Below are 17,580 nucleotides of genomic sequence, written 5' to 3'. Positions count from 1 at the left end.
TAAATACAGGTATTTTATGAATACTGTTTCAAGATTTGCTAACGATTCGAAAATAATCTTAGTCTCTTTTCTCGTAGCGGCTATCGTTGTGTTTTCCGTCGCAGTCGGCGCTTGGATCAACCTCAATAACCGCTTCATCGGCGTTGAAGAATACGCTTCCAGTACTCGTGTGCTGACCTCACTCGATAAACTGCGTGTTTATGAGCTGTCTTTCAGTAACGACTACAACGAACAAGTCGTCTCTAGTTTTGATCAAGAAGCAGAACAAACCGTAAGTCTAGCTAATGATTATGCCGATCAATATGCAGCATCACTTCCTATCAATTTACTCACGGATTATTTGATTCAATTCAAGCAATATGTCGACATTGTCGAATTGAATCAATCGACTCGAACACTTATGGATGAGCGTTCCAATGCCGCGACAGAGCTATTACGAGAGATGAGGGATCTGCATAATCAAGCCATTAATCAAAACAGTCAAAACATTCGAGGATTACGATTAACCAGTGAAGAACTCACCAACATTACCTTAAAAACCAGTCAACTCACCACTCTCGCGGTTAATATACAAAACCTCGAAAAAGAGTATTTACTCGATGGTAACCTAAAGACCTACTCACTGGTCAAGATTGAGATGCAAAAGGCTTCACAGTTGATTACCGAGTTACACGATCAGATTTTAGATGACAAAGGACAACAGCTTTTAGAGATTGTCGAAAAGGCAAAAAATCGTTATTACACCAACTTAGTTCAGCTTCAAGGTGTACCGATTTCGTCTAAAAAGTTAAGAGCCTCGCTCATCAATCAAGTCACCCTTAGTGGCTCTGAGTTTTCTCGTTCGGTCGGATTACTCTATCAAGCTAAACAGAGCCAAGTCGCGGAACTGAATCATCTCGTTTCTCAATCTCAAGCAGAACTCTCTTCCCAATTGCTCATAGGGCAAGACTTATTGGCAATTCGCACGCTACTAAGTCGTTCAAATCGATTCAACCGAGATTTTCTGCTCGCAAATTCAAAGGAACAGAAGCTCATCGCCGACAAAGTATCGCGCGTTATTAATGAGATGCAATCCAAGGCTTATAATGCGCAACGACTGATTACCTTGTATGCGCCAGATGTAAAAACTACCTCCTTTGACAACCATATCAGTGTCTATGAATCACAATTTACGGAATTAGTTAATTCACAAATGCGAGGCCACCAGCTACTTAAGGCGATGGATAAAAGTTTCTTAGAACTGCGAGATTTCGTTTCCCAACGTCACTTGACTGAAAGTGTTAATGTTAAAGACTCATCTAGTGTAACTTTCCATTTAGCCGTCGGTGGTGTGATTTTCTTTATCATTATTTTATTGATGGGTTTGCTTGCCAACAAAGCGCATTCAGCTTTAGAAGCTTTCGCGTACAGCCTAGCCGTTGCTCGTGATGACGCTGACGCTGCCAATCAAGCTAAGTCCGATTTCCTTGCAAACATGAGTCATGAAATCAGAACTCCGATGAACGCTATCATTGGAATGAGCTACCTAGCTTTGAAAACAGACCTTACGAAAGCGCAGCGTAACTACATCCATAAAGTGAAACTCTCTTCAGACACCCTATTGGGGCTAATCAACGATATTCTAGACTTCTCTAAAATTGAAGCGGGTAAATTGGACATCGAAAACGTCGATTTCCACCTTGAGAACGTACTAGACAATATTACTAACTTAGTCGGATTACGAGCGTCAGAACGCGGTTTAGAACTGCTTATTCAAGTAGACAGAGACGTACCAACTAACCTTATTGGTGACCCTTTAAGACTCGGCCAAATCCTTATCAATCTCAGTAACAATGCCGTCAAATTTACCGAGAAAGGCGAAGTTAAAATTTCAATATCCGTTGAAGAAAGACACGCTGACAACATAAAACTGAAATTCGCTGTGTCTGATAGCGGTATTGGTATGACACAAGAACAAGCCGCCAAACTATTCACTAAATTCACGCAAGCTGATAGTTCTACCACTCGGAAATATGGCGGTACTGGGCTAGGTTTAGCGATCAGTAAAGAGCTCAGCCAACTGATGGGTGGAGACATCCAAGTGACGACAGAGCTTGGCAAAGGATCAACCTTCTCATTCTCTATCTCCACTCGTGTTAGTCGTTCAATTACCCAAAACCGAGTAGTCGTTCCAACCTCCATTAATCATTTGAAGGTCTTAGTGGTTGATGACAACTCAAGTGCACGCTTGATCGTCGGTGATATCTTAGAATCCTTGAAGCTCACTCCAACATTAAGCGCCTCCGTTGATGAAGCCTTAGTTGAACTGCACACCGCTGACACTGATAATAAGCCATTTGATCTTATTATTTCAGATTGGAAGATGCCCAAACGCGATGGTGTTGACCTATTGGAAGCACTGAATCACGGCTTATCGCTGAGTAAAGAACCGAAAATAATGATGCTGACTGCTTATGGCCGAGAAGAATTAGCCGAAGCCATAACCAAAAGAGGATTCGAGGTCCCGAGTATTTTGGACAAGCCTATCACCTCTTCCCACCTCTATGACTCAATCGTCTCTCTTTACGGGCTCGATTCAGACCGCGTATCTCGCAGCGAATTAGAACAACAAAATCAACTCGCCAACGTTCAACAATTAGCCGGCGCTAACATCTTATTGGTTGAAGACAACGAGATAAACCAAGAGCTCGCGACAGAACTGTTAGAGGGGCAAAAAATCAAAGTCACCATTGCTGAAAATGGCCAACGTGCAATCGAGCTTTATCAACAAGCCATCACTAATGACTTACCTTTCGACGGCATATTGATGGACTGCCAAATGCCAATCATGGACGGTTACGAGGCAACACAGCATATTCGTAACGAAATAAAAGATACACAAACCCCAATCATTGCGATGACCGCAAATGTGATGGAGCGAGACAAAGAGAAGGCGCTCAACTGCGGGATGAGTGACATTATCGCAAAACCAATTGATGTCGGCTCAATGTTCGCGACCTTAGCAAGCTGGATCTCACCTTCTAACCCAGTACAGTTCAATGTTTCGTTACAAGAGTCCACCACCACAAATCTACAAGGTGATAGCAGTTCAGAGAAAGCGCCGAAGGTGTTACCTGTCATTGACGGTCTTAATACCAAAATGGGGTTAATGAGAGCTAGCAACAATCATCAGTTATACATAAAGCTTTTAAAACGATTTATCGAAGCCTACTCTGATAAAAACACCTTAGATACCGAACTATCAAGCAGTGCACATCAACGTTACTTACATACCCTCAAAGGTGTCGCTGGTAACCTCGGGGCTAGCGACTTGCATCGTCTATGTGAAAAGCTGGAATCCGAACTCACTGATACCGATTTAAAAGAGAAGGTCATCAAAACCACGATCACGTTAAGCCAACAGATCGCAAGCTCACTCTCGCAGTCAGAACCAACCCATAATGATTTGGAGGAGAAAAAGACAAACACGGATTCCTCGCCTAACCAGCCAAACGCCAAGTTGTATCATCAATTGCTGGAAGCCGTTGCCAACGATGATACAGAAGCACTCAACATCATTCTTAACCTTGAAAACGGTGCCGTGGTTGGGTTAACACCTTCTGAGTTTAAGAGGTTGGAAAACGCACTAGAAGAATTCGACTTCGATACCGCCACTGAACTGCTCAAAGGCTCAGCATTAGCTAATTCATCATGATCAGGCTGCATTTGTTCTAACTTTCAAACCGTTAAAGAGAGCCTCAGAGGCTCTCTTTTTTATGTGTAACAACCAATAGAGACATTCACACCTCCCTGTGAACTTTATGAACTTTATTCACCCAATGTTCTTTATCCTCAATATCGCCGCATTAAAGACAATTAGTTAACACATCGTTAACTTTAACCTCATCTGCTAAGCAATGCCCTACTCGTGTGTTTAGCAGCTGGATATAAAACATAAGTTTCTCTCCATTGAAGAGATCCCCTACATAAGGAACGTGAACCATGTTCAAGGCACTGAAACCTACTCTTGCGGCTTCTATCATCGCAGCTACCTTTTCTTTCAACACTTTTGCTGCTGACCTAGAGAAAATCCACTTCCTAATCCCTGGCGGTGCTGGCGGCGGTTGGGATATGACGGCTCGTGGCACAGGTGATGTATTAGTGAAATCAGACATCGTTGAAAATGTCTCTTTCCAAAACTTGTCTGGTGGCGGCGGCGGTAAAGCCATTGCACACCTAATCGAAACAGCTCAACGCCAAGAAGACACGTTGATGGTGAACTCAACACCTATCGTTGTTCGCTCACTAACAGGTATCTTCCCACAATCTTTCCGAGACCTAACACCAGTTGCAGCAACTATTGCCGACTACGGTGCAATCGTGGCGTCTGCTGATTCGAAGTACGACACTTGGGAAGATGTAGTAAAAGAGTTCGAAACCAACCCACGTAAAGTGAAAATCGCAGGTGGTTCAGCTCGTGGCAGTATGGATCACCTTGTGGTAGCCGCGGCGTTCAAAGGCGAGGGTTTCGACGCTAAGAAAGTACGTTACATCGCATATGATGCAGGCGGCAAAGCAATGGCAGCGCTACTGTCTGGCGAAACACAGCTTCTTTCTACTGGCCTTGGTGAAGTCCTAGAAATGTCTAAATCTGGCCAAGTAAAAGTGCTTGCTGTAACGGCGCCAAAGCGTCTTGATGCTGCACCTAATATCCCAACACTGACTGAATACGGCAACGAAACAGTATTTGCTAACTGGCGTGGTTTCTTCGCCGCTCCTGGTACTAGCCAAGCAAAAATCGACGAGTGGAATGTAGCGCTTGGCAAATTGTACAAGACTGATGAATGGCAAGTGGTTCGTGACCGTAACGGTTGGATCGACAACTACAAAGCTGACAAAGATTTTTACGCCTTCCTAGAAGACCAAGAAAAACAGATGGGCGACCTAATGCGTGAGCTTGGTTTCTTGAAATAATCTATAACCGAAGAGGGTATCTTATCCATTCCCTCTTCACTCTTTCCTTGTTTCGCCGTACATGAGTTAACTTCAAACTCCTTTGTTTACTCGTATCGAATTACTCACACTTGTCTAATCACTAGAGAAGCAAGTGGCTTAAATATTAAGCATTGTAATCCGCTTACCTTAGGTTAGTGATCCCAGACATTATTCACTAACTCGCTCATGTACGGCTTTTTTACGTTCCTTTATTACCCCAAACGGAGTTGGATATGTCGGACCTACCAACCAAATTTTTAAGTAAAGAATATTTGTTATGTCGCGATCGCGTCGGGGCAATGATTTTTTTACTCGTGTGCCTTTGCTATGGCTACCAAACCACACTCATTCCTCTTTTCCCTGGCGACGAGTATGAACCTTTTACGGCTCGCACATTACCAACACTTCTAACCTTTGCGGGTATTGGATTATCACTGCTGTTGCTCGTTACTGGGCAAGTAGACAAAGAAAGCGGTGCAATCTCTGACTTTGATTGGAAGCTACTGATTGGGTTCTTGGTGTTAATGGCACTGTACGGAGTTGGCCTTACTTACCTTGGGTTTGTTCTGGCAACAAGCTTCTTCTTACTCGCAGGCTTTTACTTATTGGGTGAACGCCGTAAATCTATTTTGTTTGGCGCGTCATTCCCATTCGTTATCGCGTTCTTTCTTCTATTAACTCAAGGCTTAGATATCTACCTAGAGCCTGGTTTAATCTTCACTCTTTGGTAGGGATAACATTATGTTAGATGGAATTTTACAAGGACTTTCGACCGCTGTGATGCCAATGAACATCATGATGGTCATCGTAGGCTGTTTTGTTGGTACCTTTATTGGGATGCTTCCGGGATTAGGTCCTATTTCAGCCATTGCGTTGATGATACCGATTACTTACGGCTTAGATCCTTCTTCTGGTCTTATTCTTATGGCTGGAGTGTATTACGGTGCGGTATTTGGTGGCTCGACGTCATCAATATTAATCAACGCTCCAGGTTGTTCTTCAACGGTAGTAACCGCATTCGATGGCTACCCAATGGCGCAGAAAGGACAAGCAGGCAAAGCGTTAGCATTGGCGGCTTACTCATCGTTTACTGGCGGTACACTTTCAGCCATTATGTTGTTGATTGCGGCACCGGCCTTAGCAAGCGTGTCTTTGAGCTTCCAGTCGTCAGACTACTTCGCCCTAATGTTACTTGGGTTATCGGCTGTAGCCGCATTTGCAGGCCCCGGCCAAGTCATTAAGGCATGGATGATGACTATCCTTGGCCTAATGCTTTCAACAGTTGGTATTGATAAAGGCGTCGGTGTAGAGCGATTCACATTTGGCTTAACAGACCTTATGGATGGCTTTAGCTTCTTACTATTGGCAATGGCAACATTCGCTTTAGGTGAGACTTTAATGGGCATTTTGAAACCAGAAAAAGACACTAGCGGCGAAGAAAGCCAAAAGATGGCTGATATTGGTAGCATGAAAATCACCAAAGAAGAATTCAAAGAAGTTGCTCCCGTTTCAATTCGTTCTTCAATCCTTGGTTTCTTTACTGGTGTTCTACCCGGTGCAGGCGCAACCATCGCGGCTTTCTTAAGCTACGGTATGGAGCGTAGTTTAGCGCCAAAGGACAAACAAAAAGAATTTGGTAAAGGCAGTATCCGAGGTTTAGTGGCTCCGGAATCTGCCAATAACGCAGCATCAAGTGGGTCATTTGTACCGCTGTTAACGCTTGGTATTCCGGGTTCTGGTACGACAGCCATTATGCTCGGCGCGTTGATCGCTTACGGTATTCAACCTGGCCCGCGTCTGTTTGTTGAACACCCTGATGTTTTCTGGTCAGTGATTATTTCAATGTACTTCGGCAACATCGTATTGGTTATTTTGAACTTACCGCTGATCCCGTACATTTCTAAGTTACTAGCGGTACCAAGAACCGTACTTTTACCAATGATATTGTTCTTCTCTATTACAGGTGTTTACTTAGTTTCCTTTAATACCATGGACGTTTTCATCATGCTATTGGTCGCGATGGCAGCTATCGCATTGAGGTTGGCTAATTTCCCGCTAGCACCGTTGTTGTTAGGTTTCATTCTCGGTGGTTTGATGGAAGAAAACTTAAGACGAGCATTGATGATCAGCGATAATGGACTTAGCTTCTTGTGGGAGCGTCCGATTACAATGACCTTCACCATTCTTGCTGTACTTGTACTTTCTAGTCCAATCTTGGTTAAGCTATTTAGAAGCTTTAGAAGAAAGCCGGTAGAAGTCTAAAACTCAACAAAGACAGCAGAACGAAAAAGGAGCCTTGGCTCCTTTTTTTAACCATAGCAGTGACAGCAATAACAGCAATAACAGCAGCAGAAACAGAAACGGCAGTAATCGCAATAACAACAGCGGTAAGCTAAATAGCGAGTTGGTAGCAAACTCACAAACTCGATCCTTCATAACACATAGCTCTGATATTCATAACGAAATCAAGTAAGGTAATTATTCATTTAACGCATTGGATTTTTAAACTATGGATTGGTTGATTCTATTCTTGTCTGGGGTGATTGGCGGTGTGCTTAACTCCATCGCGGGTGGCGGCAGTTTCATCACCTTCCCTGCTTTGTTATTTGCTGGCGTCCCTCCGATAGCCGCTAACGCCACCAACACCTTTGCTTCATGCGCGGGTTATATCAGTGGTGCTTACGCGCTTCGACACGAAATTCAATCAGGCACAAAACAACTTAAGCTCGTCATCGCTTTGTGTGTCATTGGTGGAGGTATTGGTGCGTTTTTACTATTGCACACACCAGAAGCCTTATTTACTCAATCCGTTCCTTGGTTACTACTTTTTGCAGCACTTCTATTCACCTTTGGCGGAACGCTTAATAAATGGCTCAAAAAAGTTACGGCTAAACACAAACACGCCACCAGCGCAGGGGTATTCTTTTCAGCTGTATTGCTTTTGATCGTGTGTATTTATGGTGGTTACTTTAATGCAGGTTTGGGGATAGTGACATTGAGTTACTTGGCTCTGGCTGGTTACACTAACATCAACGTAATGAATGGCATCAAACTGCTGGTTTCTGCGTGTGCATCGTTAGCGGCAATCGTGTTTTTCGTCATCAATGGCTCGATAGACTGGCCGTCAGGAGTAGCTGTTTTATGCGGAACCTTGGTCGGAGGTTATTATTCAGCAAAAATCTCTCGCCGTATTCCACAGCAGTACATTCGTATCACAGTGATTGTCGCTAGCTTTTTGATCACCGCTTACTTTTTTTATACCAACTAGGTTCCATGCCAACTAAGTTTTATTCGAACTACTTCTTACAGTAATCACGGTTTTCATTCGCAAAACACAACGCAAATCGTTAAGTATTGAAGAGGTATCAAATCAACCTCAAACATCTCCCTGGTTATTTTATGAACTATAAAATAGCCAAGCCGTAATATGTGAAGCAAGTCCTTCAATTAGTAAATTTGATAACAATTTAGACTATTTTTTAGCCTTTATTTTAATGAAAGTGAGATAATTCGCCTGTCAAAAGTGAGACTTCATTAGGAGGCGTTATGAACATCAAACTCGGTCATGTCATGTCATCAAGTCGACTCATTTGCTTTGTCGCTTTTCTTGCTGCCACATTCGCGTGGATTCTCAAAATGCCCGCTCTGTTTTCTGTGTCAGCGCTATTCCTACTGATCAGCGCCATTGTCTATGTTGTTGACCTTTGGAAGAATCAAAGAAAGAACCACGAAGCTTAAGGCTCAAAACAATGAGCTTTAGACGTATTTAAAAGTTATACGCATTAAAAAAGGAGCGCTTAGGCTCCTTTTATATTTTGCAGTCAAGACTTCGTCTATCTAACGACGAAAGTTACGGCCGTTACCGCCTCGGCGCTCTTTAAATGCAGACGCCGCTTTAGCTTGTGATGCAAGAATCGACTCTACTGTCAATTCCATTGGCTCACGTGGTTCTAGTCCATGACGGAATGTACGTGAACGTGGGGGCATCTGATACTCGATATCTGAAGCTTTAGGCATACGCTTAAAACGGTAAAGGTAGAAGTTTTCAACCTTTTCACGTGCCCATTCTGTTTTCTTCAAATATTTAACTGCACTTACTACCGTTGGCTTAGTATTAAAGCAGTTCATACGCATTGCTGCATCCAAAATTTCCCAACCATAATGATCCACTAACTCAGTGATCATGATGTCAAGCTTTAAGCCGTGTAGAGGGTTGTTTTGTTGCAGTTCGATTCTTTCTTCTTCAGTCATAACATTACCTTTTTCAAGGCAGCTCACGGCCTTGAATATACTCTAGAACACCGTCATCACTGACCGTTTCTAGCTCAATCACTTAGGCATTATATCCATTGCCCTTATTTATGCCTTTATGATGGCATAAAGCATGTGCGTTATCCTATTTATCTTTTGATTTAATTTCAAAACGGTCATTTAACGCTCGGATTCTCATTCACATCACTTCCTTTCATCAACATCGCATACTCTTCTCTAATTAAGAAAAACACAGCAGTTCAAGTTAACAAAAAATGATGGTAACGCTATGAAATAACCATTTATTAAATGATGACATTGCACTTTATCAGTACGCAATGCTATGGTTTTATCGATACTAAAAATAATAAAGATCTGACTAAGCTATTGATATAAATATAAACAAAGGTTGGCTTGCAATATGTTTGACTACTCCCAGCTCAACAGAGTAGCCGCACAAGATAAGGACATTATCGCCATCGTTGATGACCTTTTCCGGCTCGCTCGTGAACATTACCCCATCTTATCTCGGCTTTCAGTCGTACTGTGCAGTGAAAACAGAGCCTCGAATTACTTTGTTTCGGATAGCCTTTGCCAAGAAGCCGAACATCGCTATATCGAGCAGGAACTTAAACCAGAATCTGAGCTGTCTCGAATGGCTGAATCTCTAGACACTCGAATAATCGACGACCTCACCTCTACCCATCCGACAAAACAAGTTTCACATCTATTAAAACTTGGTCACCAAAGCAGTTACACGACGCCTATTCACTACCAAGAAAGTAACCTTGGGTTTGTGTTTATTAACGCTTCATCAATCGGTTTTTTTGCTCAGCAATACATTCAATGTGATATTGCTTATCTCACTCAAGTCATTTCTAGCTTGTTCATTCAACTGTTTGAGCGACAGCGTCACTTTCAATCATCATTAGCGATTGCCTTAAACATGGGGCACGCTCGCGATCCAGAAACCAAAGAGCATCTAATACGAATGGGGAAATACAGTGAACAGCTGGCCCGCACCTTATCACACAGTAACAATGAGATTACTCATCAGTTCATTCATCGTATTCGGTTATATGCCCCTTTTCACGACATAGGGAAATATCGGATCCCAGATAACGTGTTATTCAGCACTGGCAGCTTCACCAAAGAAGAAAGAGCCATCATGAACAATCACACCTTGTATGGTGAAGAGATGGTTAATGACGTGGTCGCCCTCTCTCACCACAGCTCAATGTGTATGGATGAAATACAGTTCATTAAGAATATTGTTCGCCACCACCATGAGCGATTTGATGGCAGAGGATTACCCGACGGGCTAAGCCAAGACGCGATCCCTCTAGAGGCGCGAATCGTGACACTCGCGGATGTCTTTGATGCACTCATGAGCAAAAGAGCTTACAAACACGCTTGGTCACTGAATGACGTAATGGCTTATATTGAGGCGCACACTGGTTCTATGTTTGATCCAGAATGCGTTTCAGCGCTTAAGCAAAATCTAGAGCATTTCATGTCGATTCGAGAGCAGTACAACGACGAAATTCAGCCACATATTATGACCGCCTAAATTAGCTTATAGGCTGCTGCAACTGTTATGTGCTAAGTGCTCTAAGTGCTCACAGTAAGCCGCAGATCATTGACCGTCAAACCAAACCTAAAAACCAACAAAAAAGGATGCCAATTGGCATCCTTTTGTTTTCTAGTTTTCAGCTTAAAGAACAAACGTGTTCTTAACTGCTCCTAACTAACGATTATACGTCGTAAGTTGTAGAAGCAGTGTCGCCGCCTGTACCAGTCCAGTTTGTGTGGAAGAACTCACCACGTGGACGGTCAGTACGCTCGTAAGTGTGAGCACCGAAGTAATCACGTTGAGCTTGTAGAAGGTTCGCAGGAAGACGAGCGGTAGTGTAGCCGTCTAGGAACGTTAGTGCAGAAGTCATACATGGCATTGGGATGCCTGATTCCATAGACTTAGCTGCAACTTTACGCCAAGCGCCCATGCAGTTATCTAGGATGCCTTTGAAGTATGCATCTGAACCTAGGAATGCGATCTCTGGGTTCGCTTCGTAAGCATCACGAATATTGCCTAGGAATGCAGAACGGATGATACAACCGCCACGCCACATAAGTGCAACGTTACCGTAGTTTAGATCCCAACCGTTTTCGTTCGACGCTTCACGCATTAGCATGAAACCTTGAGCGTAAGAGATGATCTTAGAAGCAAGTAGAGCCTGACGGATTGCATCAACCCACTCTTGCTTGTCGCCTTCAACTGGAGCAACAGTTTTGCCAAACAGTTTCTCAGCTTCAACACGTTGATCTTTAAGTGCAGACAGGCAACGAGAGAATACAGACTCAGTGATTAGAGTCAGAGGGATACCCATATCTAGTGCATTGATGCCTGTCCATTTACCCGTACCTTTTTGGCCAGCAGTGTCTAGGATCTTCTCAACTAGCGCTTCACCGTCTTCATCTTTGTAGCCAAGGATGTCAGCAGTGATTTCTACTAGGTAGCTGTCTAGCTCAGTTTTGTTCCAGTCAGCAAATACAGCCTGCATTTCGTCGTGGTTCATACCTAGGCCATCTTTCATGAACTGGTATGCTTCAGTGATAAGCTGCATGTCACCGTATTCGATGCCATTGTGAACCATCTTAACGAAGTGACCAGCACCGTCGTTACCAACCCAATCACAACAAGGCTCACCCGCGTCAGTTTTCGCTGAGATGCCTTGGAAGATAGGCTTAACCGCTTCCCAAGCTTCAGGAGAACCGCCTGGCATGATAGAAGGACCGAAACGAGCGCCTTCTTCACCACCAGAAACACCCGTACCGATGAAGTGGATGCCTTTCTCGCGAAGAGCAGCAACACGACGGTTTGTGTCTGGGAAGTTAGTGTTACCACCATCAATGATGATGTCGCCTTTGTCTAGAAGTGGTACAAGTTTGTCGATGAACGTATCTACAACGTCACCAGCACGAACCATAAGCATCACTTTACGTGGCGCTTCTAGTTTCTCAACTAGCTCTTCTAGAGAGTAAGCACCAACAATGTTAGTACCTTTAGCCGGGCCTTCTAGAAACTCGTCTACTTTAGCAGCAGTACGGTTGTGAGCCACAACTTTGAAGCCGTGGTCGTTCATGTTTAGGATAAGGTTCTGACCCATTACTGCTAGGCCAATTACACCGATATCACCTTTCATTATTTTATCTCCTTGCGGCTATTCGCACTTATGCGATAGCACTTGCTGCATTTGAATCTAGGAACCACTCTGTTTCGCCAGTTTTAGACTGGATTTTCGCTGCCGGGTAAGGCAGTTCTGAAGCAGGAGTTGTATGAATTTCTTTAACGATCTCAACTTTACCTGCACCCAGTACTAGGTAGCTGATTCGTTTTGCTGCTTCTAAAACTTTCGCTGTTTTAGAAACACGGATCTGACCCGACTCTGGGTGAGAAGCTAATACAGATAGGTTCTCATCTTGGTAGTCAGTTACACCCGGGAATAGTGAAGCTGTGTGGCCGTCTGCGCCAACACCTAGCAGAATCCAATCGAATACAGGCGTGCCGTTTTCAGTTGGAATCACGTCTGCCATCTCTTTTGCGAAACGCTCTGCTTCTGCTTTAGGCTCATCTTCACCACGGATGCGATGGATGTTCTCTGCCGGAAAGTTTACTTGAGAAAATTCTCTTAGTTTTGAAAACAATAGCGCGTTCGCTTCGCCGAAGTTGCTTTCTGCATCATCAGGTGCAACGCAACGTTCGTCGCCCCACCAGAAGTGAAGGTTATTCCATTGAATACCTTCCGCGTATGGAGCTTGAGCTAAAAGCTTGAAAAGCATTTTTGGCGTGCTGCCACCAGACAGTGAAATGTGAACAGGTTTGCCCTGCTCGCTGTAAGCTTTCATTTCGTTTGCTAGGTTTTCAACGACCAGTTCAGGCGTTGCAAAGATCTTGTGATTGATCATAGTTCGCAGTAATCCGTGTCTGTTAAGTTTTTGCATGGGAAACGCCATGCGCGGCCATCACGTCGCAGAAGTTCATCCGCTTCTTGCGGGCCCCAAGTACCACAAGCATAGCCAAACAGTGCTTGAGGATCTTGCTTGAAGTCTAAGATTGGTTGAACGTATTTCCAGCATGCTTCTACTGCATCGGTACGTGCAAACAGAGTCGCATCACCGTTCAGCGCATCAAGAAGAAGACGCTCATAAGCCGTCAGCATTTGAGTTTCAGGCAAGTCAGAGTAAGAGAAGTTCATCTTCACTTCTTTTGCCTTGAAGCCTGCTCCTGGCTCTTTCAAGCCAAAGCTCATCTGAATGCCTTCATCCGGTTGGATACGGATAATCAGCTTGTTCTCTGGCGCATCTTGACCAAACACTGGGTGTGGTGTGTTCTTAAAGTGAATCACGATTTCAGTTACGCGAGTTGGTAAGCGTTTACCCGTACGTACGTAGAAAGGAACACCATTCCAACGCCAGTTGTTGATATGTGCTTTAAGACCAATGTACGTCTCAGTACGTGAATCATCAGCAACACCATGCTCTTCGCGGTAACCCGGCAAGTGCTGACCACGAACATCAGATGCTGTGTATTGACCTAGTACTAGATCTTTACGTAAGTCACCTTCCTCTAGCGGTTTCAGGCACTGAAGTACTTTAACCACTTCATCACGAATCGAATCGGCATTGATTTGAGCAGGTGGCTCCATACCAACCATTGCCAGAACTTGTAGCAAGTGATTTTGGAACATGTCACGAACTGCGCCAGAACCGTCGTAGTATCCGCCGCGCTCTTCAACGCCAAGGAACTCAGCACCTGTGATTTCAACGTATTCAATAAAGTTACGGTTCCACAGTGGTTCGAACATCGCGTTTGAGAAACGAAGCACTAGAAGGTTTTGAACCGTCTCTTTACCAAGGTAATGGTCGATACGGTAGATCTGGTGTTCTTGGAAGTGATGATGGATCTCTTCATCTAACGCTTGAGCTGATGCTAAGTCGTAACCAAATGGTTTCTCGATGATCAAACGACGCCAGCCGTTCTTTTCGTCGTTCAGGCCATGCGCAGCAAGATTTGCTGGGATCACACCGTACAAGCTTGGCGGGGTTGCCAAGTAGAACAATGTATTGTGGTTTTCGAATTGGTAGTCTTGCTCAAGCTTGTCTAGACGTTGTGCTAAACGAGCGTAATCGTCTACATCTGAAGTGTTGATCGCTTGATAATGCAGATGTTCAATAAATGCATTCAGCGTCTCAGGTTCAGTTTTTTCCATTTCCTGAAGAGACTTCTTCAGCTTCTCACGGTAAGACTCATCGCTGTACTCAGTACGGCTCACTCCAAGAATCGCAAAGGATTCAGGTAGTTGATTGCTAGCATACAGGTGGTACAAGGCAGGAATTAACTTACGATAAGTTAGATCTCCCGACGCACCAAAAATAACGATGCTGCTGTTTTCAGGTATTACCATCATCTTTCCTATAAAAACAAGGTTTTTAGTATTCGCCAAAGGTATCAGCGACATACGAAAATAGATAATAGGTCTTGGCTATTACATCAATAGCGAGTGCCTATTACACTTGAGAATGCGTTTGGTAAACGAGGGTGAAGACTATCACCTCTATTCGGGACAGTATTGTCTATGACTATTTGATTTACATCAACCACTGTGAAAGCAATCGATTAAATATTGACTTGTTTCGAACAAAATCTAATCGATAGTTGAGTTAACAAAGACTGAAACAGAAGCAAATCAGCATTCACAAACATTGTAGTCAAGAAAGAATGGTATCTGGTCGGCGGAGTGGGATATGAGGGGTGATAAGTAAAATGAAACCAGTTTATTCAACTGGTTTTACATTTTGACTTTAATATAAGCACTGCCTTTGAGCTCTTTAATATGAAAGCTGTCTTTTGACTTCATGTTATCTTTTCGGTTTGTTGTAGCAACGCTCAGGGCGACCGACTGTCCCATAATTTAAGTCAGCGACTAATTCACCCGATGTGATCAAAAACTCTAGGTAGCGTCTGGCTGTGGTGCGGCTTGCTCCAATACGTTCACCCGCTTCATCTGCAGTGATATTGTCCACATCCGTTTGTTGAAATATCGCACGGATTTTATCTAGCGTTACCCCATCGATTCCTTTAGGCAACGTTGATAGCTTGCCTGAATCGGCTTTGGCATTCGCTTGTAGCATCTTATCTACTAATCCTTGATTGAGATCCGACGCACTTTCAAACTCTTGTTGTTGTGATTGGTACTTTTTCAACGCAGCTTCCAAGCGAGGATACATCACAGGTTTAAGCAGATAATCCACCACCCCACCGCGCATGGCTTGTTGCAGTGTATCGACGTCACGAGCTGCGGTAATCAAGATCACATCACATCCCTGATTACTGCCGCGAACGTGGTTCAAAATATCAAGTCCACACCCATCCGGCAGATACACATCCAATAAAACCAAGTCAGGCTTTAAGATATCTAACTGCATCAACGCTTCAGACTGTGTGGTCGCAATCCCAACCACATCAAAGCCACCCATCTGTTCTAAATAACGATGGTGCAGCTCTGCAATCGCAATATCATCTTCAATGACCATGACTCTCGTGATTGCGTTCATTTATGTTCTTCCTTTAACCATTATGTTCTCGTCACGATGATCTTCTCTCGATCGCTCCGTGCTCAATTATTATTGTTCTTCTTTCGGTAAGTACACCGTCACGCGTGACCCAAAGCCTGGGTTATCAACCATTTCTAACTGCCCTTGATAACGGTCAGCAAGTTGCTTAATGAGATACAAACCGACACCGCGATTCTGCTTCGCCTTACTAGACACACCTTTTTCTGTCAGCGCATCGGTCGCCAAGTGTTTCGGCAAACCACATCCTTTGTCTTCCACTTCAACAATAACTTCATTGCCAAAATCACTGATCGACACGTCGATAACGCGGCGTGCTGGAACAATCTGCCCTTCTTGTTTAATCGCCATCATGGTGGCATCGAAAGCGTTATCAATCAGATTGCCAAGAATTGTGACAACGTCATCAGAATTTAATCGGCTTGGTAACGCTTCTAACCTTGAACCCTCTTCGACTTTCAGTTCCAGACCGATCTCACGCGCTCGCTCTGTTTTCCCCAACAGCATGCCGGCGATAAGTGGATCTTTCACCGTTTCTCTTAAGAACTCGATGAGGCTTTGATAATGAGCCGTTTCTTGGCCAATCAAATGCTGTACCGATTCCAACTCACCCATCTGAATCAGGCCACTAATCGTATTGAGCTTGTTCTGGTGCTCATGCGTTTGCGAGCGCAACAAATCTGCGTATTCTTTAGTTTGAGAAAGTTGATCCGTTAAGTCATTGATTTCGTCTCTTAAACGGAAACTGGATACCGCGCCAACCACTTCACCAGCAACAATAATCGGACTGCGGTTTGCAATAATTCGCTTATTGTTGAGAAACAACTCAACGTCGTGATCGGATTCTCCCGTCGATAACAGCAATTCCAAGTCACTGCCCGCCAGCACATCGGAAAGACGCTGGTTAATTGATTGTTCTCTGTTTATCGATAAAATATCGCACGCACTTTTGTTTATTGAACGTAAAATACCGTTTTTATCGATGCTTAAAATACCTTCTTTCACGGTACTCATGGTCACATCGAGCTCAACGTACAAACGACCAATCTCTTCAGGTTCAAATCCCAAGATAGCGCGTTGAAAACGACGAGAGACATAACTTGAAATCACTGCATTAACCGCAACCACTAACAGCGCCATCACAATCAAGAAGGCTAAATAAGATTCGATTCTGTCTTGCAGCGAATCCAAAAGGTAACCAACAGATACAACTCCAATTACACCACCCTGCAGATCTTTTACGGCAGACTTACCACGAACAGAGAAACCAAGCGATCCTTTAGCCGTCGACACATAAGACTCGCCTAACACGAGGGCTTTTTGATTGTCGCCACCCCGCATTGGTTTACCGAGCCTGTCGTCATACGGGTGGATCAAGCGGATACCTTTGTCATCACCTACAACGATAAACGCCGCACCAATTAACTGGGTGAGGTTGCGAAATTTAACTTGGGTCTCTTCAGATAAAACGTAGGGAACGCCATCCGGATTTAAAGAGCCATTTTCTTTGAGAATACTTGTAACAAGTGGCGATTCAGAAAGAAATTCAGCAACACCTAGCGCTTTCAAACCCATCTCTTGTTCTTGAGATTGTTTGATATAAGAAAAACCTGCAGCTGAAAGTATCAAAAGTTCAACGAGGCCAGTTACCGTCATGATAATCAGCAACCTTTTTCTGAAGCTGATGCTACTCCATTTCATATAAAACCGTCCCTAGTACTT

13 protein-coding genes are annotated in these 17,580 nt (G+C 43.8%); 7 read left to right on the top strand and 6 right to left on the bottom strand.

All coding sequences use genetic code 11. The annotated features are described in order from the left end of the window. The first annotated feature begins 16 nt into the window (after positions 1-16). The 6 genes from AACW75_RS05890 (at position 17) to AACW75_RS05865 (ending at position 8,712) form a co-directional block, all read left to right on the top strand. Positions 17-3,694, top strand: coding sequence for a response regulator (locus AACW75_RS05890; RefSeq protein WP_145570227.1), 3,678 nt, complete (start codon positions 17-19; stop codon positions 3,692-3,694). A 287-nt stretch (positions 3,695-3,981) separates the two neighbouring features. Then, entirely contained in the window at positions 3,982-4,953 is a 972-nt protein-coding gene (locus tag AACW75_RS05885; RefSeq protein ID WP_237297670.1) for a tripartite tricarboxylate transporter substrate binding protein, read from the top strand. A 254-nt stretch (positions 4,954-5,207) separates the two neighbouring features. Beyond that, positions 5,208-5,705 carry a tripartite tricarboxylate transporter TctB family protein gene (locus AACW75_RS05880; protein ID WP_029225202.1) on the top strand — a complete coding sequence of 166 codons (498 nt, stop codon included), beginning with the start codon at positions 5,208-5,210 and terminating at the stop codon, positions 5,703-5,705. Positions 5,706-5,715: 10 nt separating this feature from the next. Then, positions 5,716-7,236, top strand: a complete 1,521-nt coding sequence (locus AACW75_RS05875; protein WP_017076147.1) for a tripartite tricarboxylate transporter permease — start codon at positions 5,716-5,718, stop codon at positions 7,234-7,236. Positions 7,237-7,483: 247 nt separating this feature from the next. Further along, positions 7,484-8,242 (top strand): sulfite exporter TauE/SafE family protein, encoded by a 759-nt coding sequence (locus AACW75_RS05870; protein ID WP_017076148.1) that lies wholly within the window; start codon positions 7,484-7,486, stop codon positions 8,240-8,242. A 278-nt stretch (positions 8,243-8,520) separates the two neighbouring features. Continuing rightward, on the top strand, positions 8,521-8,712 hold the full coding sequence (locus AACW75_RS05865; protein ID WP_017076149.1) for a hypothetical protein: 192 nt from the start codon (positions 8,521-8,523) through the stop codon (positions 8,710-8,712). A 99-nt stretch (positions 8,713-8,811) separates the two neighbouring features. Here the strand turns inward: AACW75_RS05865 and AACW75_RS05860 are convergent, their stop codons facing one another. Further along, a complete protein-coding gene (locus AACW75_RS05860) occupies positions 8,812-9,225 on the bottom strand; it encodes a VF530 family protein (protein WP_102553252.1) in 414 nt (137 codons plus the stop codon). 409 nt (positions 9,226-9,634) lie between these two features. Between AACW75_RS05860 and AACW75_RS05855 the strand changes: the two genes are divergently transcribed. Next, entirely contained in the window at positions 9,635-10,795 is a 1,161-nt protein-coding gene (locus AACW75_RS05855; RefSeq protein ID WP_145570225.1) for an HD-GYP domain-containing protein, read from the top strand. Positions 10,796-10,979: 184 nt separating this feature from the next. On the opposite strand, the gene gnd is transcribed toward AACW75_RS05855, so the two are convergent. From gnd to AACW75_RS05830, 5 genes are all read right to left on the bottom strand, one after another. Continuing rightward, entirely contained in the window at positions 10,980-12,428 is a 1,449-nt protein-coding gene (gene gnd, locus AACW75_RS05850; protein ID WP_004733587.1) for a decarboxylating NADP(+)-dependent phosphogluconate dehydrogenase, read from the bottom strand. A gap of 28 nt (positions 12,429-12,456) precedes the next feature. Then, positions 12,457-13,191: a 6-phosphogluconolactonase gene (gene pgl / locus AACW75_RS05845; protein WP_017072696.1), complete on the bottom strand. Its 735-nt coding sequence runs from the start codon at positions 13,189-13,191 to the stop codon at positions 12,457-12,459. Continuing rightward, on the bottom strand, positions 13,188-14,690 hold the full coding sequence (gene zwf / locus AACW75_RS05840; RefSeq protein ID WP_029224719.1) for a glucose-6-phosphate dehydrogenase: 1,503 nt from the start codon (positions 14,688-14,690) through the stop codon (positions 13,188-13,190). The genes pgl and zwf overlap by 4 nt, the downstream gene beginning before the upstream one ends. Positions 14,691-15,144: 454 nt before the next feature. Continuing rightward, positions 15,145-15,840 carry a response regulator gene (locus AACW75_RS05835; RefSeq protein ID WP_017072698.1) on the bottom strand — a complete coding sequence of 232 codons (696 nt, stop codon included), beginning with the start codon at positions 15,838-15,840 and terminating at the stop codon, positions 15,145-15,147. 69 nt (positions 15,841-15,909) lie between these two features. Next, positions 15,910-17,559: a sensor histidine kinase gene (locus tag AACW75_RS05830; protein WP_145570223.1), complete on the bottom strand. Its 1,650-nt coding sequence runs from the start codon at positions 17,557-17,559 to the stop codon at positions 15,910-15,912. Between the last annotated feature and the right edge of the window lie 21 nt (positions 17,560-17,580).

Origin of the sequence: Vibrio sp. L3-7 (assembly GCF_963898195.1) — a bacterium.
GTDB lineage: Bacteria > Pseudomonadota > Gammaproteobacteria > Enterobacterales > Vibrionaceae > Vibrio > Vibrio echinoideorum.
This window is presented reverse-complemented; position numbering and strand designations above follow the sequence as displayed.

Excerpts from the sequence above, each read along its gene's own strand:
- AACW75_RS05890 (WP_145570227.1), top strand. The coding sequence starts at position 17 with ATGAATACTGTTTCAAGATTTGCTAACGATTCGAAAATAATCTTAGTC.
- AACW75_RS05885 (WP_237297670.1), top strand. The coding sequence starts at position 3,982 with ATGTTCAAGGCACTGAAACCTACTCTTGCGGCTTCTATCATCGCAGCT.
- AACW75_RS05880 (WP_029225202.1), top strand. The coding sequence starts at position 5,208 with ATGTCGGACCTACCAACCAAATTTTTAAGTAAAGAATATTTGTTATGT.
- AACW75_RS05875 (WP_017076147.1), top strand. The coding sequence starts at position 5,716 with ATGTTAGATGGAATTTTACAAGGACTTTCGACCGCTGTGATGCCAATG.
- AACW75_RS05870 (WP_017076148.1), top strand. The coding sequence starts at position 7,484 with ATGGATTGGTTGATTCTATTCTTGTCTGGGGTGATTGGCGGTGTGCTT.
- AACW75_RS05865 (WP_017076149.1), top strand. The coding sequence starts at position 8,521 with ATGAACATCAAACTCGGTCATGTCATGTCATCAAGTCGACTCATTTGC.
- AACW75_RS05860 (WP_102553252.1), bottom strand. The coding sequence starts at position 9,225 with ATGACTGAAGAAGAAAGAATCGAACTGCAACAAAACAACCCTCTACAC.
- gnd (WP_004733587.1), bottom strand. The coding sequence starts at position 12,428 with ATGAAAGGTGATATCGGTGTAATTGGCCTAGCAGTAATGGGTCAGAAC.
- pgl (WP_017072696.1), bottom strand. The coding sequence starts at position 13,191 with ATGATCAATCACAAGATCTTTGCAACGCCTGAACTGGTCGTTGAAAAC.
- zwf (WP_029224719.1), bottom strand. The coding sequence starts at position 14,690 with ATGGTAATACCTGAAAACAGCAGCATCGTTATTTTTGGTGCGTCGGGA.
- AACW75_RS05835 (WP_017072698.1), bottom strand. The coding sequence starts at position 15,840 with ATGAACGCAATCACGAGAGTCATGGTCATTGAAGATGATATTGCGATT.
- AACW75_RS05830 (WP_145570223.1), bottom strand. The coding sequence starts at position 17,559 with ATGAAATGGAGTAGCATCAGCTTCAGAAAAAGGTTGCTGATTATCATG.